This is a genomic window from Paenibacillus aestuarii, from assembly GCF_027789125.1.
Classification (GTDB): Bacteria; Bacillota; Bacilli; order Paenibacillales; family NBRC-103111; genus Paenibacillus_E; species Paenibacillus_E aestuarii.
This window is the reverse complement of record NZ_JAQFVF010000021.1, coordinates 87,390-106,180: the sequence shown is the minus strand read 5'-3', so window position 1 is coordinate 106,180 and position 18,791 is coordinate 87,390. Positions and strand designations below refer to the sequence as shown.

The following is an 18,791-nucleotide window of genomic DNA, read 5'->3' as shown; positions in this document are numbered from 1 at the left end:
AAATAAGGTACTTTTTAACTAATTCCTAAGTTCTTAAGTACTATACGCAATAGCCAATAGAAAGTAGGAATTTCATCGTGAAAAGAGATTTGTGGAAACGAGTTCTGCCCGCACCAAGTAAGGCTAGCGCTCTAACGCTCGGCGCTTTACTGGCGTTACAGCCGTTGGTAGGCACCGTGCATGCAGATTCCAATGGAAATTTGATTGTTGCGCCGGTCAAAAATGTAGACATCAATTGGATTCAGAAAAATGGGAACGACACTGGCAAAGCGTCTGTCGTTGTGAGCGGATCGACCTTGACGATCGATCTCAGTCAACATCCGTCACTGCAAATGAACGCCAATTTAACAATGACGGCCGTCTCCAAAAGTGCTGCCGTTGCTTCGGCCAGCGTGGAAGGAAGTCTGTTGAACGTGAATGTCATTTCAGCCGGCGTCGGCCTGGTGGAGATTCATGCTGAGCAGGATGGTGTCGTATCGGTCATCGACACGCTGCAATTTAATATCAGCAGACTTGGGGACACCAACGGGGATGGCATGATTACTTCGTCAGATGCTCTATATATAACGAAGCTCGTGAATGACGGGACGGTTCCGACAGAGGAAGAGCTCAATCGACTGGACATTAACCGCAACGGACAACTCGATAAAGGAGACGCCTCTACGCTGCTCAGTAAGTATGTCGGTAAAGGCGGATCGGCCGCAAGCTCTTATGTGGTCAACATGAAGGAAGTAAATGATGCTCCAATTACTTATCATACACAAGTTACAGGCACACCAGCCGTTGGTCAAATACTGACCGGCTCATACTCCTATTACGATGTTGAGGGAGATGCGGAGGGAGCTTCCCAACTTCAGTGGTACCGTGGGAAACATGCAGATGGCTCGGATCAGGTCGCCATTGATGGCGCCACTTCTTCCAGCTACACCGTACAAAGTGAAGATGAGTCTTACTACTTGTTCTTTAAAGTCGTTCCGTCAGCTAGTGCCGGCGTCGCAAGCGGCAAGGCGAGCATGGGGAGCACGGCCTTGCCGGTACCGGATACGAAACCGCCTGAAGTCGTTTCTATGGCGCCGGTTAGCGGATCTACAGCAACGATTGCAGCGGTAAGTGCGCCTTTTCAAATTGTGTTTAACGAACCAGTCAAGGCAGGAAGCGGCAAAATTACACTGCATCAAGGTGCGACCGAAGTGGATTGCACGGCGACCTTCACTGGAAATACGGTCAACATTGATCATCCTCCGCTCGACGATGTAACGAATTACTACATCACCGTGCAGCCTGGGGCGATTCAGGATTTGGCAGGCAATGCTTTTGCCGGGCTGTCCGGCACAACCGCATGGAGCTTTACAACTCCAGACAAGACCCCGCCGGTCGTGAGCGCGTTGAATCCGGTTAATGGTGATTTACATGTGCGCAGCGGGGCGGATTTTATTTTGAATTTTAACGAAAATGTAACAGCGGTCAGCGGGAAAAAGGTGTCTATCTATAAGGCGGATCAGACGCTCGTAGCTTCCTATGACGCGACTGACACGCAGCATATCAGCATCGCGTCGTCGTCTGTCACTTTGACGCATACCCAGCTGGATGAGTCGCAAAGTTACTATGTCACTGTTGACCCGGGTGCGTTCACCGATGCATACGGTAATCCTTTCGCCGGATTCACGTCTCCGACTGACTGGGCCGTTACTGTTCCTGATATTACGAAACCAACAATTGCATCGACAGCGCCTGCTCATCAAGCGGTTGATGTCAGCCCGACCGGTGATTTGAGCATAACCTTCAGCGAAGCGGTTGTGCCCGTGAGCGGGCAAACGATTACGATTTATGACGCGGCGACGAATGTGGCTGCGGCGGTCTACGCTGTTGACAACAGCGGACAGGTCGAAGTTAACGGACAAGTCGTGACACTCAAGCATCTGAATCTTTTGGATAACGCCAGCTATTACGTGGATATTCCAGCAGGCGCGTTTAAAGACCTTGCGGGCAATGAAGCACCTGCCTTGAGCGGGCTTGCCAACTGGTCCTTCAGCACACCGGATACAATTGTTCCTTCGCTTGCTTCGCTAAGTCCGCTGACAAACGGTACGATTGCCAGCAAATCGACCGACCTGACCATGACTTTCAGCGAGAATGTTGCGGCTGTCGCAGGTAAGAAAATTGAGCTTTATAAAGTAAGTGGTTCGACAACCGTCCTTAAAGCTACTTACGAGGCTGACGATACGGCGAATGTGACCGTTAACGGCAAAGTTGTCACGATACGACATAGCGATCTGGAAGAAAACTCCATTTATGAAGTGAAAGTGGAGCCAGGAGCTTTCGAAGATAAATCCCACAATCCTTTCGAAGGTTTGACTCAATCGTCGGATTGGACGTTTACGGTTCCGGATGTGACGGCGCCGACGGCTACGACATTCTTGCCAATGAACGGTGCCTCCAACGTCAGTTTGTCGGACGATTTTACATTAACATTTAGCGAAAATGTGGTTGCTGCACCTAACAAGATGATCTATATTCGCAAGCACTCGGATCAAAGTTCAGTAGCTGCATATAACGCTAACGATACGTCTCATGTTACAGTTAATGGTTCTACGGTTACGATTCATAACCCGGGACTGCAGGATGAGAACAAGTATGATGTTGAAGTGGAAAACGGCGCCTTCGTAGACGGTTCCGGCAATCCGTTCGGCGGCTTGAGCGGTTCTACGGAATGGAGCTTCAACACACCGGATACGAATCCGCCTGCAATTATCCAGACATCGCCAGTGAACGATGCTGTTGCTGTAAGCCCGCAAACGGACTGGACCGTTACCTTCCATGAACCGGTAAGCCTGGTCAACGGCAAACATATTACCATAACTAAAATAACCGACTCCGGTTCCAGTGAAGTTGCGAGTTATCGTGTCGAGGATGCGGCTCATGTTCAGGTGAACGGTGCTGTCGTGACAATTAAGCACGATGAGCTCGAACCGAATACCAAATATGCGGTTGATATTGAGGCAGGAGCCTTTACGGATGGTGTCGGCAATCCATTTGCGGGACTCGTCGGGCCCGGCTCGTGGACGTTTACGTCGAACGTTAACCGGACAATTGCAGTTGCCAATACGGAGCCAGGCCCGCTAACGGAGAAACAGCTCAATATGGACAAAGGTGCTTATCTGGATATTACAATTACGGGAGATAAGTTCGCGGAGACACTTGGGGCAGCCGACTTCCAACTGAACAATGCGCCAGCAGGCGTTACAATTCTGGATGCCACTTGGATCAGTGAAACGGAAGTGTATTTGGCGCTTGATTTCGATGGCACGGATATGGATGCCAATGTTGACAATTTTAACGTTACTGTGAAAGCAACCGCTCTGGAGAGCAATTCCGCTCTTACCTCGGACAACTTGCCGATTACAGCGACGGTGGAAACCGAAGCGCCGGTATTTCTGTCAGAGTACTTGAATGGCGGCGGCAGCCAAGTCGGTATTGAAATGTATAATACGGGGGCAGCGGATTCCGGCTACACATTGAAGGTATACCAGTTTTACTCCGGAGCTATCCAAGTGACGACGAGCAGTTTAGGTAACGGTGTTAATCAACCATTTGTGTTCGATACCAACGTTCCTGCTTTGGCTATCGATCCAACGTTCTACGAGCTTCAGGACGTATCCAATAAGTACTATTATATGGGGAAAAACGAAGGCGATCCTGATGCTGTGCCGTATTACAACTTCGAGGTGCCGATCAAGACAGGAGCTCCTATTACAGCGATTGAGCTTATTAATAAGAACGGCATCGTAGTTGACAGGATCGGAGACCCAAGTTCAACTAATACGAACCCGGTTTTGGCTGCAGGGAATACAATGCGGCGCAAAGCGGCAATTCATCAATCCAGTTCGATGTATAAGCCGCTGCAATGGGATTATTATTCCAAAACGGATCTGATCAATGAGAAGTTTTATCAAGGTCTGGCTCGGCATACAGTAACCCCCTAGAACCTGATCAGCGTTCAAGTTTAAGCATACAAAGGAGACACACCATGGCCCAACGTTTTTTTCAATTAACACCATTTAAAGGGGCGGCGGCGCTGCTTGCGCTTGCGGCATGCATCCAGGCTAGTCCGATACAGGCTCAAACAACGAACCTCACACCGCAAGTCAAGCTGACGATTCCGGCGAGCATGGTCAATATCGGCCAAACGACAGTCATTCCCGTCGTCGTCAAGCCGGAGGAAGGAATCGCTTCCTATAATTTGGAGCTTCATTTTGATCCGAATGCGCTCGAGATTGTTGCGATCACACCCAAGTACGGAAATGCGGATACGGCGGCCTGTAAGGATGCTGCGGAAGGCTGCTTCCAATCCGGATTCGATAATACGGAAGGTTGGCTGCGGGCGATCTGGGTCGATATGTCAAGCGGCAATCATCTGATTGCCGCGGAGCAGACCTTATTCGAAGTAACGGTTAGAGCGAAGAGTACATCCACGATCGGTGATCAGTCACTCACGCTGGACGAATCCAACCCAGAGCAATTAACGTTCACGAATGCCGTCTTCCAAGGTAACGCCACGCAGACGTTATCCGTATCCAAAACGATCGGCACGCTGACCGTAAGTCGCAATGATAAATCGCGTTCCGAGCAAAGTACAGCAGCATTGGGCGGCGCAGCAACGGCAACTCCGGGCGGAATTGCCGTCTATCTGGACGGTAAAGAGCAGCCGCAATCGGCTACAGCTGTCACCAGCAAAGCTAACAACCAAACGGTTACCACCGTGAGTGTGGATAATGACAAGGTTGCCGAGCAAGTGGAAAAGAACGGCATGCACACGCTGCTGCTGCCCGTGAACAGCGAAGGATCCGATGCGGTTGTTGCCGTACTGAACGGCAAGCTGGTGAAAGCGATGGAAGGCAAGGATGCCATCATTCAAATTCAGACTGGCAAAGTCACTTATACGCTGCCTGCATCGGAAATTCGGATTGACGCAGTCTCCCAAGCGATGGGGCACAATGTCTCTTTGGAAGACATCAAAATCAATATGAAGATCACCGACACTGCGGCGGAAGTGGTGCAAGCGGCCGAACATAAAGCGGCTGACGGGCAGATGAACATCATCGCCAAACCAGTCGATTTCGACTTGGAAGCGACGTACGGGGATCATAAGGAGATCATCCGCGAGTTTAATCGGTATATTGAGCGTTCCATTGCACTGCCGGATGATGTAGATCCTTCGAAAATCACGACCGGTGTTACGATCGGCAGCGATGGAAGCCTCATTCACGTACCGACGAAGGTGCACGTTGAGAATGGCAAATATTACGCTGATATCAACTCGTTGACGAACAGTTCCTATACGGTCATTTGGAACCCTAAGACGTTCAAGGATGTTGAGAATCATTGGAGTCGCAAAGACGTGAACGATCTTGCTTCGCGCCTTATCGTGCAGGGCACGTCCGACGATCAATTTACGCCTGACCGTTCGGTGACGCGGGCCGAATTTACAGCGATGGTGCTGCGGGCGCTCGGCCTGCACCAGCCAGCTGCGGGCAGCCAGGCAAGCTTCCGCGACGTGGCGAGCGGAGACTGGTTTAAGGAAGCTATTGATACCGGCTTATCGTATCAATTGATCAGCGGCTATGAAGATGGAACGTTCCAGCCGAATGCCACAATCACCCGCGAGGAAGCGATGAATGTGATCGCGCGGGCGATGAAGCTGGCGCAGATTTCCACATACGTCAACGCGGCTGACATGGAGACGCTGCTTGGCGGTTACTCCGATCGTGATCAGCTGGACGAATGGGCGAAGCAAGCTGCCGCCTCGGCTTTGAAGCAAGGCATTGTGGAGGGCAGCGATGGTCAACTGACCCCTAATGCACCGGTCACGAGAGCACAGACTGCGGCCATGCTGCACCGCCTGCTAGTCAAAGCGGATTTGATTAATCCGTAAATGTAATCAGCAAGCCATAACAGCACGACGGCAAGCAGCCGGGGGAATTAAGTCCCCCGGCTTTTTTCGTTTTGAAGGCCATCCCAGTTATGGCGGCGATACGCGCTGGGGGTCATGCCGGTCATTTGCTTGAACATCCGGGCAAAATGAAATGAGGTTTTGAACCCGCAGCGGGCGGCAACGTCGCCGATCGGCAAGCCTGTTTGGGCCAGCAGCTCGTTCGCTTTCAGCATGCGGTAATGCCACAAATATTTGACCGGTGTCACGTTCTCGTATTTCCGGAACAAGCGCACCAGGTGCTCTGGCGACAGGCTGACGCACCTGGCAATCTGCTCCAGCGTAAGCTCTTCCGGGTAGTGCTGCTCGATGTAGGCGACCGCTTGGCTGACGGAAGGGTGCGTGTCCTGGGGACGGCTCCCGGACATTTCGCTGGCATAAAGCTGAATCGCCGCAAGTCCCAGGCTGCATATGACCTCCGCCGTATCGGGCTGGCTGTGACGCAGGGAGAGCATGAGGTCTGTCAGGCGGTTCATATTTTCCGAGATGGGAATGGAGAAGGGCAATTGCTGGAGATGAGCAAGCTGCTCCGCCGTAAGCTTCTGCATATGTACGGCGATCCAGCGGTGCCACGTTTCCTGCGCTTTGGCAAAAAAGAATTGCTCCATATGCCCCGGCTTGAGCAGCACGACATGCCCGGGCTGCGCTTCATGCGGGACGTCATCGATGTAGACTGTCATTTGGCCCGTGTGCAGCAGCACCAATTGAATATCCGGCTGTGTGCGCGGACCGAACCGGCCTCCAGGCGGATAGATGACCGTTCCTGCGGTCGCATGGAGAATGTCAGGGATACGCAAAAAATCGCTCATCATCGCGCCTCTTTTTAGTAAATTTGAAAGATTCTAAATATCAATCACAGATACAAAGCGGTCAAACACAACCATGTTCGTACGAGTGGATTCCCCGTATGCTAAGTATATAACAAGAGTCAGATTTGGGAAGGGGAGACGGCTATGCAGGCAAAAACTAGTGAGCGAACGACGCCGCTGCAGGCGGATGATCTCGATTTTTTTCATGAACACGGATACTTCTTATTGAAAAAGGGTTGCAGCTCTGATCTGATCGATGCCTTTAACGGACACATTCACAGCATTCGTTCCTCCAGTGAAATGCCGGAGTGGGCGCTGCCGAAGAAGGGAAATCTTGCCGTCGATGACAAGGACAGGTTCTCTGTCCGCTTGTTCAATCCCCACAAGCATGACAGCTTCTCCCGTCAACTGATGAAACTGCCCGTCATCCGGGGAGCTTTGGCGCAAATGATGGGTGATGAGGCGGTTTGTGTGCAAAGCATGTATTTTTACAAGGAGCCCGGCTCGCCCGGACAAGCGCCGCATCAGGATTATTACTACATTAAAGACGATCCGAAATCGATGATTGCTGCATGGATCGCGATGGAAGAGGTCGTGGACGTAGAGAACGGCTGTCTGTGGGTGATTCCAGGCACGCATAAGCTGGGACTTTTACCGCACGGCAAGGTGAGGAATCTGGAGGAGCATGAAGCGTGGACCGACGAGACGGAAGGGGTCGATCTGACGAATGAAATTCCCGTCGTGATGGAAAAGGGAGATATTCTCTTTTTCCACGAGCTGCTTATCCACTCTTCCTATAAAAACAAAAGCAAAGACCGCTGGCGGCGTTCCTATGTTTGCCATTACATCCGCCAGGACTCCACGGTTTTGCATCGTGAGGATTTGCGTGTCAAATATCCTTTATATTGATAGTGGCTACACACTCCCGGTTGTGAACTGAACCAGTAAGCTGACGACAGACACGACGATCCAGACGAGAAGTCCGAGCAGGATCGGTTTGAAGCCGGTTGTGGCAATGCTGCGCAGATCTGCGTTCAGGCCGATAGCGGTCAGGGCCATGACAATCATGAATTTGCCGGCCTGGCCAATCAGCGGTTCGATGCCGGGCGGGATGACGCCGATGGAATGGAGGAAAGAGGCGACCAAGAACCAGAGGATGAACCACGGGAAAATGGTGCGCAGCCGCGCGAGGAACGGTTCACCGCTGCCGGCTGCCTCCCGTTTTTTACGGAAGGCCATCAAGGCTGTGAACAAGAGGGAGATGGGGATGATCATCGTTGTTCGAGCTAGCTTGACGATGGTGGCGTAAGCGCCGGCCTCATTGCCATAAATATAGCCTGCAGCGACAACGGAAGATGTGTCGTTGACGGCCGTTCCAGCCCATAGCCCAAAGCCATGCTGGGTCAAGCCAAGCCAGTGGCCGAATGCGGGAAATAAGAGCACAGCCAGCACATTGAACAAAAAGATCGTCGAGATTGAATACGCGATCTCATCATCTTTGGCTTCGAGAATGGGCGAGACGGCAGCGATGGCGGATCCGCCGCAAATCGCAGTGCCGACGCCGATTAAGCTCTGCAGCTTCAGCGGGACTCGCAGCAGCTTGCCGAAGCCGTATGCCGCAGCAAAAGCGGCTGCAAGCGAGATCAGCATCACAGCCAGCGATTCCTGGCCGGTCTGCCAAACTTGCGATAAGCTGAGCCCGGCGCCGAGTGCGATGATCGCCCATTGCAGGATCTTTTTGGACGCGAACAAAATGCCTTTCTGTGTATGTGCAGGTTTCCCATAGGTATGATTCATGATAATGCCAAGCACGATGCCGAAGACTGGACCGCCGATCAGCGGCACCAGGGTACCCAGAACATGAGCGATCGCAGCCAAGACGGCAACAAGAAGCAGCCCGGGACCGAAAGTTCGAAGCCAATTCATAGCGTGTGCATCTCCTTAGCTGTAAATGATAAGCACACTCATCATATCGGAGGGCTTGCCTATTGGGCAAATCACAAATTCTTATTGTGTATATAACGGAAGATTATATGGAAGAAACGCAAAAAAACCGGTTTCCCGGTTTAGAGATCGTTTCGTTTTTATTTGTAGTCTCTCATATACAGGAACGCGGCCAGGGCTAATCCGATCACACAAGGGACAATATGATGCAGGGCGACGGTAAGCGCGACACCTGCCAGAACGGTCCCTGCATATTTGAAGGTGCGCCCTGTCTTCGAGGCGCTCCAGTAGGTGAGGGCTTCCAGCTGTGTGCCGTTCGGCTGAAGCTCCAGACCGCACTGATCGCAAATAAACTGTCGGGGCTGCGCTTCCGTATGGCATTGCGGGCAACGCTTGAGCATAGACGTATCCGCACCTTTCAACTTAATCTTAGTAAACAGGTAGGAATATATACGATTATCATAATCAATTCTTGACGGTTTGACAATAGGGGAGCTAGGTAAGACAAAAGGGCTGTTCCAAACGTAGCGGCATACTACGTCCGGGACAGCCCTTTTGTTTATTTTACGGCGAGCCGCAATCTGTAGCTGAACAGAAGCTCCAGTGTACTGCCGCCGAAATGTTCTTCGACAAGTCTGCGGAACGCATCCACCTCGGCGTTCAGCTCCGTGGAACCCATTTTGAATACCGTCTGCAATCCGCCTTGGCTCAGCACTAGACCCATATAACGGTCCGCGTTGCACAGTTCCATGTTATGAAACACGATCTCACGCGTAAAGCGGAACAGACCGCTTTGTGTCATATTGTGCAAATGCCGGTCTTTGCGCCACTTGTTCGCGGTCTGCTCCGCTGGGGTCGTCTGGGCGATAATCGCGTCTCCATGATCAATGAGTTGATTGTACGCAGTCTCCAGGCGCCAGCCGAGAACCGGCGGCCAATCGCAGTCATAGGCGGCAAAGACGCCGCCACTGCGCAGAACACGGGCGATTTCTTGGAGCGTGCTCATCGGTTCCATCCAATGAAACGATTGCGAGCAAGTTATCGCATCGGCGGAGTCGGCTTCCAGCGGCAGCTGATTGGAATAGCCGGCAAGGAAAGAGATGGAGGCCGGCGCCCCGAGCTGCTGCCATTTTTTTTGGGCTTCAGCCCGCATGTCCGGGTTCGGTTCGATGCCGATGATTTGCTCGGCGGCGTCCGCCCAGATGAAGGTGGACAGCCCGGTACCGCAGCCGATATCGATCACACGGGACGGCTTGGTCCCAAGGTAGGTGTTGATGATCTCAATGACTTGCTTCGGAGCTTCCGGGCGGTGCTGGTCATAGAGCTCCCCAAAACCTAAAAATCGGTCTACATTGCTTTGCAAATTGCCTTCCGGTATCATGTGTGTTCCCTCCCCAAAAAATGATTGAAGTATGATTGTCGGAAACTTGGAATCTTTTCCATTGTATCATTGTTTGAACAAAGCGGACGGTCTTTTCCCACGATACTTTAAAAATTGCCGGCTAAAAAAGGAGATGTCGCTGTAGCCAAGCGCTTCGGCCACCTCGGAAACATTCATGCCGTTGTACCGCAATAGATTCTCGGCTCGTTCAAGCCGCATGCGGACGCAGTAGTGCTCCAACGTTTCTCCCATAACCTGTTTGAACTTGATCGACAGGTAGCGTGGCGACATATGCACTTGTTCCGCTAATTGCGCAAGGGAGTGAGGGGCAGCGGGCGATTGTCGCACAAGTTCCGCTACGTGCTGAATCGCTGACAATTGCTGGCGGCCTTGGGAAGTTGGCCATACGTCCGCTTGCCGCAGTTTGAGCATCATCAGCTTAAGCAGCAGCTGCGCTTCGACGAGGTTGAGTGGCTGGAGCCTTTGCAGTGTGGAGGTAAGCTGCGTTAATAACGTTTCAAAAAATAGCGGTTCATGCAAAAGACGGTACCGATCTGGAAAGTTATCGCAGATGTCCGCTGGCGGATCGGTCAGGCTGAAGTGGATGAACGTCACCGTCAGCGGGCGATCAGGATGATGAACGGCGAATGTCCGGTCGCCAGGCCGCAGCAAAAAGCAAGTGCCACGCTGGATGGCGATAGCCGGATCATCATTGATGCGCATCTCGCCCGCGCCGTCCCAGGCATACCACAGGTCATAATCAGGCAAAGGATTATGCCTTGTATCCCATTTCCAGTTTCGCTCACAGACAACCTTTCCGTAATTATCAGACATTGTCGGCTGCCAGTCGATCATTTGTCACGTTTCACCTCTGCTGCATATGTAGTTTAGTGCCAATTACTATGAGATTGAATACCTTCATTTTACTCAATATTCGTTCTACGATAAAGGTAAGCGAGTACTTATTGTGCATAAGACTAGGGGGGATCCATATGCTTCATCCTTTTATGGGCATTGAGGATTGGGAACGGGTGGGCATGTCCGTTGAACAGTCTGCGCGAAAGCTGCAGCGAATCGGATACGTCGACCGGCAGCTGATGCGGATTGAAGCCGGCCATATGGCGGCTCGGCCTGAATATGAAGTAAAGGGCGCGCTCGCGCGGCTGGCTTGGCAGGATGCCGATCATCATGATCAGATTCGCAAGCGGATCAAGCAGCTGCGCATGAGCACGGTCGCTTTTGACAAGTGCCCGGATGCCGCATTGGAGGCGCTTACGGTGCGTGTGCTGGACTCGGAAACGACGCTCAACTTGCTCACAGCGCTGTTCGAGGTCGTCAAGCCGGCGCAGATCGCCGTGATCCGGACCTATATGCAGCAGGCGCAGCCGCTCGTCGACGAGCCGACGCTGCACATGCTAAAGCACCAGCTCATCGATCGCGAGGAGCAGCTGGTGTGGGGGCGGCAGGCGTTGGCGCACTTCGCCGGCATAGCCACAGCATCGGAGCAGGCTGACGCGAGCCGCTGGAAAACGTATCTGCAGGCGCTGCTGGCTGCAGCCGGCGGCATTGACGGGTCCGCGGAGCGGGTGCCGCTTGACCCGGCATTTGTCGTGGAAGCGCGGCCTTTTGCGCTGCCCTTCGTAAGTACGCGAGATAGCCGCTTCCGCTCGCAGGTTGTTAAGTTTCAGGATCTTCCTTTTGAAGATAATGATGAAGGGAGATTTCTGCAAATGATGTTGTCTCGGTATTTTGAAATGTCGCCGGCAGAAGGTATCGCGTATGTCCATTTTGCTACTGAAGGGAAGCCATGGGACTTTTATCTCGATACGGCCAGGCATATGTGGGACGAAGTGCGCCACAGCTGGTTCGGCGAAGCGGCGCTCCGGGCCAAAGGCTACGATGTGTACCAATTTGCCAATTGGACGGGGTGGTACGATATGACGGCGCAGCTGTATGAGGGGAGCGAGGCGTACTCGCATCTGACGATCGCGATTGAGAAGGCGGCGATGAAATATCCGCCGGGAAAGCGCGAAGAGTGGGAGTTTTGCCGGGATCGGGCGAAGGATCCGCTGATGACGACGTTTCAGGATTTTGACTGGGCGGACGAAGTTGTCCATGCCGGATTCGGACAGCGCTGGCTGATCGACGACGTGCATGGCGGCGATGTGCGTGCGGCGCAAGAGGAAGCGGAGCGGACGGTGCAGAAGCGGGCTGCGTATATGGCGGCGCATGCGCGTGGCGAGCAAGGCGCGGGTGAGTACGGCGGGCGTGGGGAAAGATCTCTTCCCGGCGGCTTTGCGGGGAATTATTGAAGAGGAAGGGCCTGCGGCGGTAGCTGCGGGCTTTTTCGATTTGTGAGGTAGCTTGCCGTGCCAATACCGGAAACGATGTTCCGTATCCCGCATTTCCCCACCATCCCCCCAAAACCGCTGTCAAGCAGCTGATACCCCCGAAAAAAGGCGCTGCAGCGAAGAACCTTCCCGCTAAACCGCCTAAAACGGCCGAGGAAGGAGCTCGTCTGCTCATTAAAATTTCTATTATTTCCCCATTGATGATAAACTTGCCTTATCACTGAGGTTGTCGGATGTATGCGCATTCATTCATCTAAATAGAGCTGAAGGGAGCACTAGCATGGAATTTTCATGGAAACGCAATTTGGTTACCCTGTGGATTGGCGTATTTTTTTGTGGAACGGCGTATACGATTTCCATTCCGTTTTTGCCGATATTCCTCCATACCGAGCTAGGGATCGATTCGGGGCTGGAAGCGTGGTCAGGGATTACTTTTGGCATCACGTTCTTGGCAAGCGCCCTCATCTCGCCCTATTGGGGATCGCTTGCCGACAAATACGGTCGCAAGCCGATGCTGATACGTTCGGGATTTAGTTTAAGCGCACTTTATTTTGCCACATTCTTCGTGCATGATCCTTACTTGTTTCTCGGCGTACGTATTCTCCAAGGGCTGCTCGCCGGCTTCGTTCCGGCCTCAATCGCGCTGGTGGCGACGAATACGCCGGAGAAAGAAGTCGGCTACGCGCTCGGCGTCATGTCCACCGCAGGTGCCGCCGGCAGTGTAATCGGGCCGCTCGTTGGCGGCTTTGTCAGCCACTGGGTAGGGAACCGTGAGTCGTTCCTCGTCTCCGGCTTCGTGGTGCTGGTTGCCGCCTTCATCGGCTTATTCGGAGCCAAAGAGAAAAACTTCAACCGCTCCGCCGCACGCTCCGGTGTGAAGGAAGATTTGAAGCTGGCCATGCAAAACAAGCCGTTTATGATGCTGCTCGGCATTATGCTGCTGGTGCAGACTTCCGTCATGATCATCGAGCCGCTGCTCACGATCTATGTGCTGCAATTAGGAGGCAGCCAAAACTCCGCCTCGCTCAGCTCCGGCATCATTTTCTCCGCCGTCGGGATCGCCACCGTGCTGGCAGCGCCGAGATGGGGCAAGCTGGGGCAAAAAATCAGCTACTCCCGTACGCTGTTTATCGGCTTACTCGGCGGGGGCATCGGCAGTTTGCTGCAGCTCGGCATCCATCATCTTATCGGATTCGGCGCGCTGCGCTTCGGCTACGGACTCTTTTTTGCAGCTGTATACCCAGGGATTAATGCACTCATTGTAAAATTTACGGATGCCAGCTTCCGAGGCCGGGCGTTCAGCCTGAACCAATCGTTCACTCAATTGGGGACGATGATCGGCCCAGTGCTAGGCGGATTTCTCGGCGGATGGATCGGGATTCCGATGGTTTTTGCCATTAACGGCTTGGCGCTCATAGGCGTAGCCTTTTACTTCAAATATCGCGAACCGAAAATGGCGGTTCAGGCGGAAGCTGCGGCGCAGCCTCTGGCCAAATCATAGTCAAATGGTAAGGTCCTCCGATGGTCAAACCGCCGTCGGGCGGCCTTTTTTGTTTTTGCTCATTGCATTGGCGAAATCGTCAATCGCGCCGCCCCCTCACCACACCTTTTCCATGCAAAAATAAGGCGCCTTACGGAACGGAAACTGAATTTCGCCCTTATGCGTGTACCCGTAGCGTTCATACATGCTGACCGCGCTCGGATTGGCGGAATAGACGTCCAATCTTACACTGGTATAGCCTTTGTTGCGGGCATGGCTTTCCGCAAATTCGAGCAGCTGCTTGCCGATGCCCTTGCCTTGGGCGGAAGGGTGAACGGCCAGCCGGTGAATAATGGCAGGATTGCCCTGCACATCGCTCCAGTGAATGCCAGCATACTTGTCACTCTGCTGGCGGTTCACGGCGACCGCGGCAATAATCCGGCCCTGACCGCGAAGGCCGTATAAGCAGCCATGGGCGATATCCTGTTTGATAACGAACCGGTTCGGATAATAACGGTCCCATTGATGGATGCCTTGCTGACGCAGGCGGTCGGTGACAGTCCGGTATAAGTCGAGCGCCTCAGGCAGATGCTCCGGCCGGAGGACAACGATGTCGCCAATTGACTCCTCTGCCGCGCGTAATTTGATCGCTGCTAGCCGCTTCGCAGATCTCCTCCGGTACCACACCGTCCACAAGATAGCCGCGCCGATAAATCCATACAAGACGACATTAGAGACCGCAAGGAATTGAGCTGTCGACAATTGGAACACGAGGTAGACGCGAACGACGGATTCACTTAAGAGAATCAACCCCCATCCTAAACTCATAAGCCGCAGCACAGTGAGGAAATAGGGGTAGTTGAGATTGTCCTCGAAAGCCGTACCCGGCACAAATCTTTGGGCGAGATAGAACATCAAAGGCCGGCGAAACAGCAGCGATCCGAGAAAAATCAGCCCGACGGAACCCGTAATCAGCGACTCCCTGATCAGCAAAAGCTTTTCGCTGCCGCCCAGCATGGCGAGTATGAGCGTCAGCACGAAAGTGAACAGCATGAGCGAGCCTAGGGCATCAAGCTTCCGATGCTTCCATAAATGAACTAGATTATCGGCCAGTGGGACGAGTGTCGCGATGGTTAGCGCAAGGATGCTGGTCATAAAATGAGCTAAAACTACGTACAAAAGCCAGGGGATTATTCCGTTAATCAGGAGACTGAACACAATATAGCGTTTAGCGGACATGATACTTGCACCTCTTTTAGCGACCGACGGTCGGTATGTTTAATTTCAGTATATGATCCACATCGCATGCTGTCAATAAACGTGAGTGAATTTTCCCCTAAAATTTTCCTCCATAACGAAACATCCGCACGTATTGTCAAAACTTTTTACGAAAGGGTCAATATATTTTCTTACTTTTTCATCTGAAGGAAGGTAGACTATAGAAAACTACTTCATGGGGTGAAGTTCATGTCACAAAAAGCTCAAACGCTAACCAACGTTGAACCAAATGCAGCCTATAAACGCCGCAAGCGCTCTACACAATGGAAAGAGGATTTGGCCGGATATACGTTTGTCGGTCCCATGGTGATCGGGCTTTTCGTCTTTACCTTATTTCCGATCCTGGCTTCTTTCTTCCTAAGCTTCACGAACTGGAATTTCGTAGCGGGCTTCTCTAAGACGAAGTTTGTGGGATTCGATAATTTTGCCCGGCTGCTGCATGATGATATCTTTATCAAATCGATTGGCAATAACCTCATCTTAATTATTGTCGTACCGATTACGCTCATTTTGTCGCTACTCTTGGCTGTTGTCATCGATAAGAAGATTTATTTTAAAAGTGTGTTTAAAGTCATTTACTTTATTCCTTATATCTCGAGTATCGTCGCTGTAGCGATCGTGTTCCAAGTGTTGTTTCATCCAAGCTACGGTCCGATTAACCAGACGCTGCAAGCGCTTGGCATGGCGAACCCGCCGAAATGGATTGCCGATCCGGACGTTGCCTTGTACTGCGTGATGGGGCTGATGGTGTGGGTCAGCATCGGTTATAACATGATTATTTTCATGGCTGGCTTGCAGTCGATCCCTAAGGATTTATATGAAGCCGCGGATATTGACGGCGCTTCGAAGTGGAAGCAGCTCGTGTCGATTACAATTCCGCTCTTGTCGCCAACAACGTTCTTCCTGCTAGTTACCGGCATCATCGGAACGTTCAAAGTATTTGATATTATCGCTGTTCTTACCGGCGGCGGTCCGGCGAACTCGACAACTGTCGTTGTGTACAGGCTGTACGAAACCGCATTCGTGAACCTCGATTCCGGTTACGCTTCCTCAATGTCGATCGTCCTGTTGTTCTTCGTACTCCTCGTTACGCTGGTTCAATGGTTCGGCCAACGCAAATGGGTTACTTACTAAGAAAACGATCAGGAGGCTTGAACGATGGATAAGTGGAATGGTTTGAAAAAGACGATTTTAACGGTAATTATGCTGGTCATTGGTCTGCTCTTCATGTCACCGTTTATATGGATGATCTCGGCTTCCATGAAGCCGGAAGTGGATGTCTTTAATTATCCGATCGAATGGATCCCGAAGCACTGGAACGCCATTGAGAACTATACAACGGTTTGGACGACAACGAAATTTCCATTGTTCTACTGGAACTCCATTAAAGTTACGCTGCTGACAACGGGGCTTTCCGTGCTGCTGTCCTCGATGGCGGCTTACGCTTTCGCCAAAGTGAAATTCCGCGGCCGCAACGTGTTGTTCATTATCGTGCTTGCTATTTATATGATTCCCGGACAAGCTATTCTTGTTCCACAATTTTTGCTGCTTCGCTCCATGGGCTTGTACGATACGCATTTAGGCTTGATTCTGCTGGGGTCCTTCAGTGTACTCGGAACGTTCATGCTGCGCCAATTTTATATGGGGATCCACGATGAGTACATCGAATCCGCCAAAATCGACGGCGCCGGCTACTTCCGTATTTTCTTCACGATCTGTACACCGCTTGTAAAACCGGCGATTGCCACTTATGCGATTCTGCGGTTTATCTGGACGTGGAACGATTATCAGAATCCGCTGATCTTCTTGCGGACGAAAGACTTATTCACGATTCAATTGGGCATCCGCTCTTTTGCCACGCTGAACGGCGATCTGTACGCGCTGATCATGGCTGGCTCCGTGCTTGCGATTGTGCCGCTGCTGATCATCTTCATTATCGGTCAGAAGCAAGTTATCGAAGGGATTTCGATGGGCGGCGTAAAAGGCTAAGAAAGACGCATTTTGCAGCAAAAAGTCAAAATTTGATTCAAGCAAGTCAAAATAATTGCTCTATTCCTTAGTCATAATTTGCTATCATCGGGAATGTAAAGGGTTTCAGAAATTTCAGAAACGAACACTTACAACTAGTATACGGAGGGGTTCACATGAAAAAGAGTTTGCTTATCGTTTTGACCGCGGCTTCCCTGGCTGGCTGCAGCAGCAATTCCGGTTCCGCACCGGCTGCGAGTGGAGGAGCAGCAGCAACGGCTGGATCTAAAGAGCCGATTACGATTAAGGTACAAGGCTGGTATACAGAAGCTCAAGGTAACTGGAATAAAACCGTTGAGGCTTACAACAAAACGCATCCAAACGTGAAAGTCGTTTACGAAGGCATGTCCGAGAAGGGCGATTCCCAAGAAGGCATGAAAAAGTTAGACTTGCTCGCAGCTTCCGGAGAGCAAATGGACGTTGTTATGTACTCCAGCCCGGCTGACTTCGCACAGCGTGTAGGCGCAGGCATTTTGGAGCCGCTGGATGACTATTTGAAAAAAGATGGCGTCGTTGTGAAGGATGAGTACAAAGTCGACCAATCCGTCAACGGCAAAAACTACTCTCTGCCAGGTAAAACGGCGCAATGGTTCGTCATGCTGAACAAAGATAAGCTGGACGAAGCGAAACTGCCTGTACCGACAGACTGGACTTGGAACGACTACGCGGAATATGCGAAAAAGCTGACCAAAGGCGAAGGCGCTAACAAAACATACGGCTCCTACTTCCACAACTGGAAAGAATACGGCCTGCTGGCGCTGATGAACGATAAGGATAACCCTTACTTGGCAACACCGGACGGAACGCCTAACATCAATAACGACAAAGTCAAGTTCTCCCTTGACCTGCGTAACAAAATGGAAAATGTAGATAAAACGTCCGTTCCATACTTCGATGTCGTTTCGCAAAAAATGGCTTACCGCGACGTCTTCTATGCGGGTAAAACAGCGATGCTTGCTACTGGCGACTGGATGATCGGCGAGCTCGTGCTGAACGGTAAATTTAAAACGGCATTTGCGCCTTATCCAAAATACGATGCAAAAGACGAAAACGGCTACACATCCGCCGGTTCTGACTTCATCGGTGTTGCAGCCTCTTCCAAGCATAAGCAAGAAGCTTATGACTTCGTAAGATGGTATACAACAGAAGGTATCATGACACAAGGTCTGTTCATGTCCGGTTGGAAGAAAGCCGACATCAACGCGAACATCGAAGCGATCCTCAAAGCGGGCAAACCGGAAGTTACGGCGCTGATCGATAAAGATTCCTTGCTGGCTACAGAAAAAGTAAACAAAGCAGCGAAAATGATCGTACCTCCAACTTACGCTCTGCAACAAGAAAAAGCGTACCTGGATCAAGTGGAGCTGTTCTTGACAGGCAAGCAAGACTTGAACAAAACGATCACTACAGCGACAACGAAGATGGAAGACATCAAGAAGTCCGGCAAATAAGTTTGAGCATTCGCTTGAAGGCTTGCTATAATGAAAAGAGGGGGCTGCGGTCCTCCTCTTTTTTTCATTCGAGATGGGAA

Annotated in this window: 14 protein-coding genes; 8 read left to right on the top strand and 6 right to left on the bottom strand. The window is 51.7% G+C overall.

The window, feature by feature from the left end; genetic code table 11:
- Positions 1–77 precede the first annotated feature (77 nt).
- Both O9139_RS06970 and O9139_RS06965 read left to right on the top strand, forming a co-directional pair.
- Positions 78–3,983, top strand: a complete 3,906-nt coding sequence (locus tag O9139_RS06970; protein ID WP_270878741.1) for an Ig-like domain-containing protein — start codon at positions 78–80, stop codon at positions 3,981–3,983.
- A gap of 44 nt (positions 3,984–4,027) precedes the next feature.
- Positions 4,028–5,932, top strand: coding sequence for an S-layer homology domain-containing protein (locus O9139_RS06965; RefSeq protein WP_270878740.1), 1,905 nt, complete (start codon positions 4,028–4,030; stop codon positions 5,930–5,932).
- A 47-nt stretch (positions 5,933–5,979) separates the two neighbouring features.
- On the opposite strand, the gene O9139_RS06960 is transcribed toward O9139_RS06965, so the two are convergent.
- Positions 5,980–6,798: an AraC family transcriptional regulator gene (locus O9139_RS06960; RefSeq protein WP_270878739.1), complete on the bottom strand. Its 819-nt coding sequence runs from the start codon at positions 6,796–6,798 to the stop codon at positions 5,980–5,982.
- Positions 6,799–6,942: 144 nt separating this feature from the next.
- On the opposite strand from O9139_RS06960, the gene O9139_RS06955 reads away from it, so the two are divergent.
- Positions 6,943–7,707, top strand: coding sequence for a phytanoyl-CoA dioxygenase family protein (locus tag O9139_RS06955; RefSeq protein ID WP_270878738.1), 765 nt, complete (start codon positions 6,943–6,945; stop codon positions 7,705–7,707).
- A 6-nt stretch (positions 7,708–7,713) separates the two neighbouring features.
- Here O9139_RS06955 and O9139_RS06950 read toward each other — a convergent pair whose 3' ends face one another.
- From O9139_RS06950 to O9139_RS06935, 4 genes are all read right to left on the bottom strand, one after another.
- Positions 7,714–8,724, bottom strand: coding sequence for a YeiH family protein (locus O9139_RS06950; protein WP_270878737.1), 1,011 nt, complete (start codon positions 8,722–8,724; stop codon positions 7,714–7,716).
- 158 nt (positions 8,725–8,882) lie between these two features.
- Positions 8,883–9,143 carry a hypothetical protein gene (locus O9139_RS06945; RefSeq protein WP_270878736.1) on the bottom strand — a complete coding sequence of 87 codons (261 nt, stop codon included), beginning with the start codon at positions 9,141–9,143 and terminating at the stop codon, positions 8,883–8,885.
- 158 nt (positions 9,144–9,301) lie between these two features.
- Positions 9,302–10,123, bottom strand: a complete 822-nt coding sequence (locus O9139_RS06940; protein ID WP_270878735.1) for a class I SAM-dependent methyltransferase — start codon at positions 10,121–10,123, stop codon at positions 9,302–9,304.
- A 66-nt stretch (positions 10,124–10,189) separates the two neighbouring features.
- Complete coding sequence (locus O9139_RS06935) at positions 10,190–10,978, bottom strand: helix-turn-helix domain-containing protein (RefSeq protein WP_270878734.1); 789 nt, start codon at positions 10,976–10,978, stop codon at positions 10,190–10,192.
- Between the two features lie 137 nt (positions 10,979–11,115).
- On the opposite strand from O9139_RS06935, the gene O9139_RS06930 reads away from it, so the two are divergent.
- The gene (locus O9139_RS06930) at positions 11,116–12,435 is read left to right on the top strand and encodes a hypothetical protein (RefSeq protein WP_270878733.1); all 1,320 of its coding nucleotides are present in this window, start codon (positions 11,116–11,118) and stop codon (positions 12,433–12,435) included.
- A gap of 319 nt (positions 12,436–12,754) precedes the next feature.
- The gene (locus O9139_RS06925; protein WP_270878732.1) at positions 12,755–13,975 is read left to right on the top strand and encodes an MFS transporter; all 1,221 of its coding nucleotides are present in this window, start codon (positions 12,755–12,757) and stop codon (positions 13,973–13,975) included.
- 96 nt (positions 13,976–14,071) lie between these two features.
- Here the strand turns inward: O9139_RS06925 and O9139_RS06920 are convergent, their stop codons facing one another.
- The gene (locus O9139_RS06920; protein WP_270878731.1) at positions 14,072–15,193 is read right to left on the bottom strand and encodes a GNAT family N-acetyltransferase; all 1,122 of its coding nucleotides are present in this window, start codon (positions 15,191–15,193) and stop codon (positions 14,072–14,074) included.
- Between the two features lie 228 nt (positions 15,194–15,421).
- Here O9139_RS06920 and O9139_RS06915 point away from each other — a divergent pair, with 228 nt between their 5' ends.
- The 3 genes from O9139_RS06915 to O9139_RS06905 all read left to right on the top strand — a co-directional run bounded on the left by O9139_RS06915 (position 15,422) and on the right by O9139_RS06905 (position 18,711).
- The gene (locus O9139_RS06915; protein WP_270878730.1) at positions 15,422–16,366 is read left to right on the top strand and encodes a carbohydrate ABC transporter permease; all 945 of its coding nucleotides are present in this window, start codon (positions 15,422–15,424) and stop codon (positions 16,364–16,366) included.
- Positions 16,367–16,390: 24 nt separating this feature from the next.
- Positions 16,391–17,221 carry a carbohydrate ABC transporter permease gene (locus O9139_RS06910; RefSeq protein WP_270878729.1) on the top strand — a complete coding sequence of 277 codons (831 nt, stop codon included), beginning with the start codon at positions 16,391–16,393 and terminating at the stop codon, positions 17,219–17,221.
- Between the two features lie 155 nt (positions 17,222–17,376).
- Positions 17,377–18,711 carry an ABC transporter substrate-binding protein gene (locus tag O9139_RS06905; RefSeq protein ID WP_270878728.1) on the top strand — a complete coding sequence of 445 codons (1,335 nt, stop codon included), beginning with the start codon at positions 17,377–17,379 and terminating at the stop codon, positions 18,709–18,711.
- Positions 18,712–18,791 lie beyond the last annotated feature (80 nt).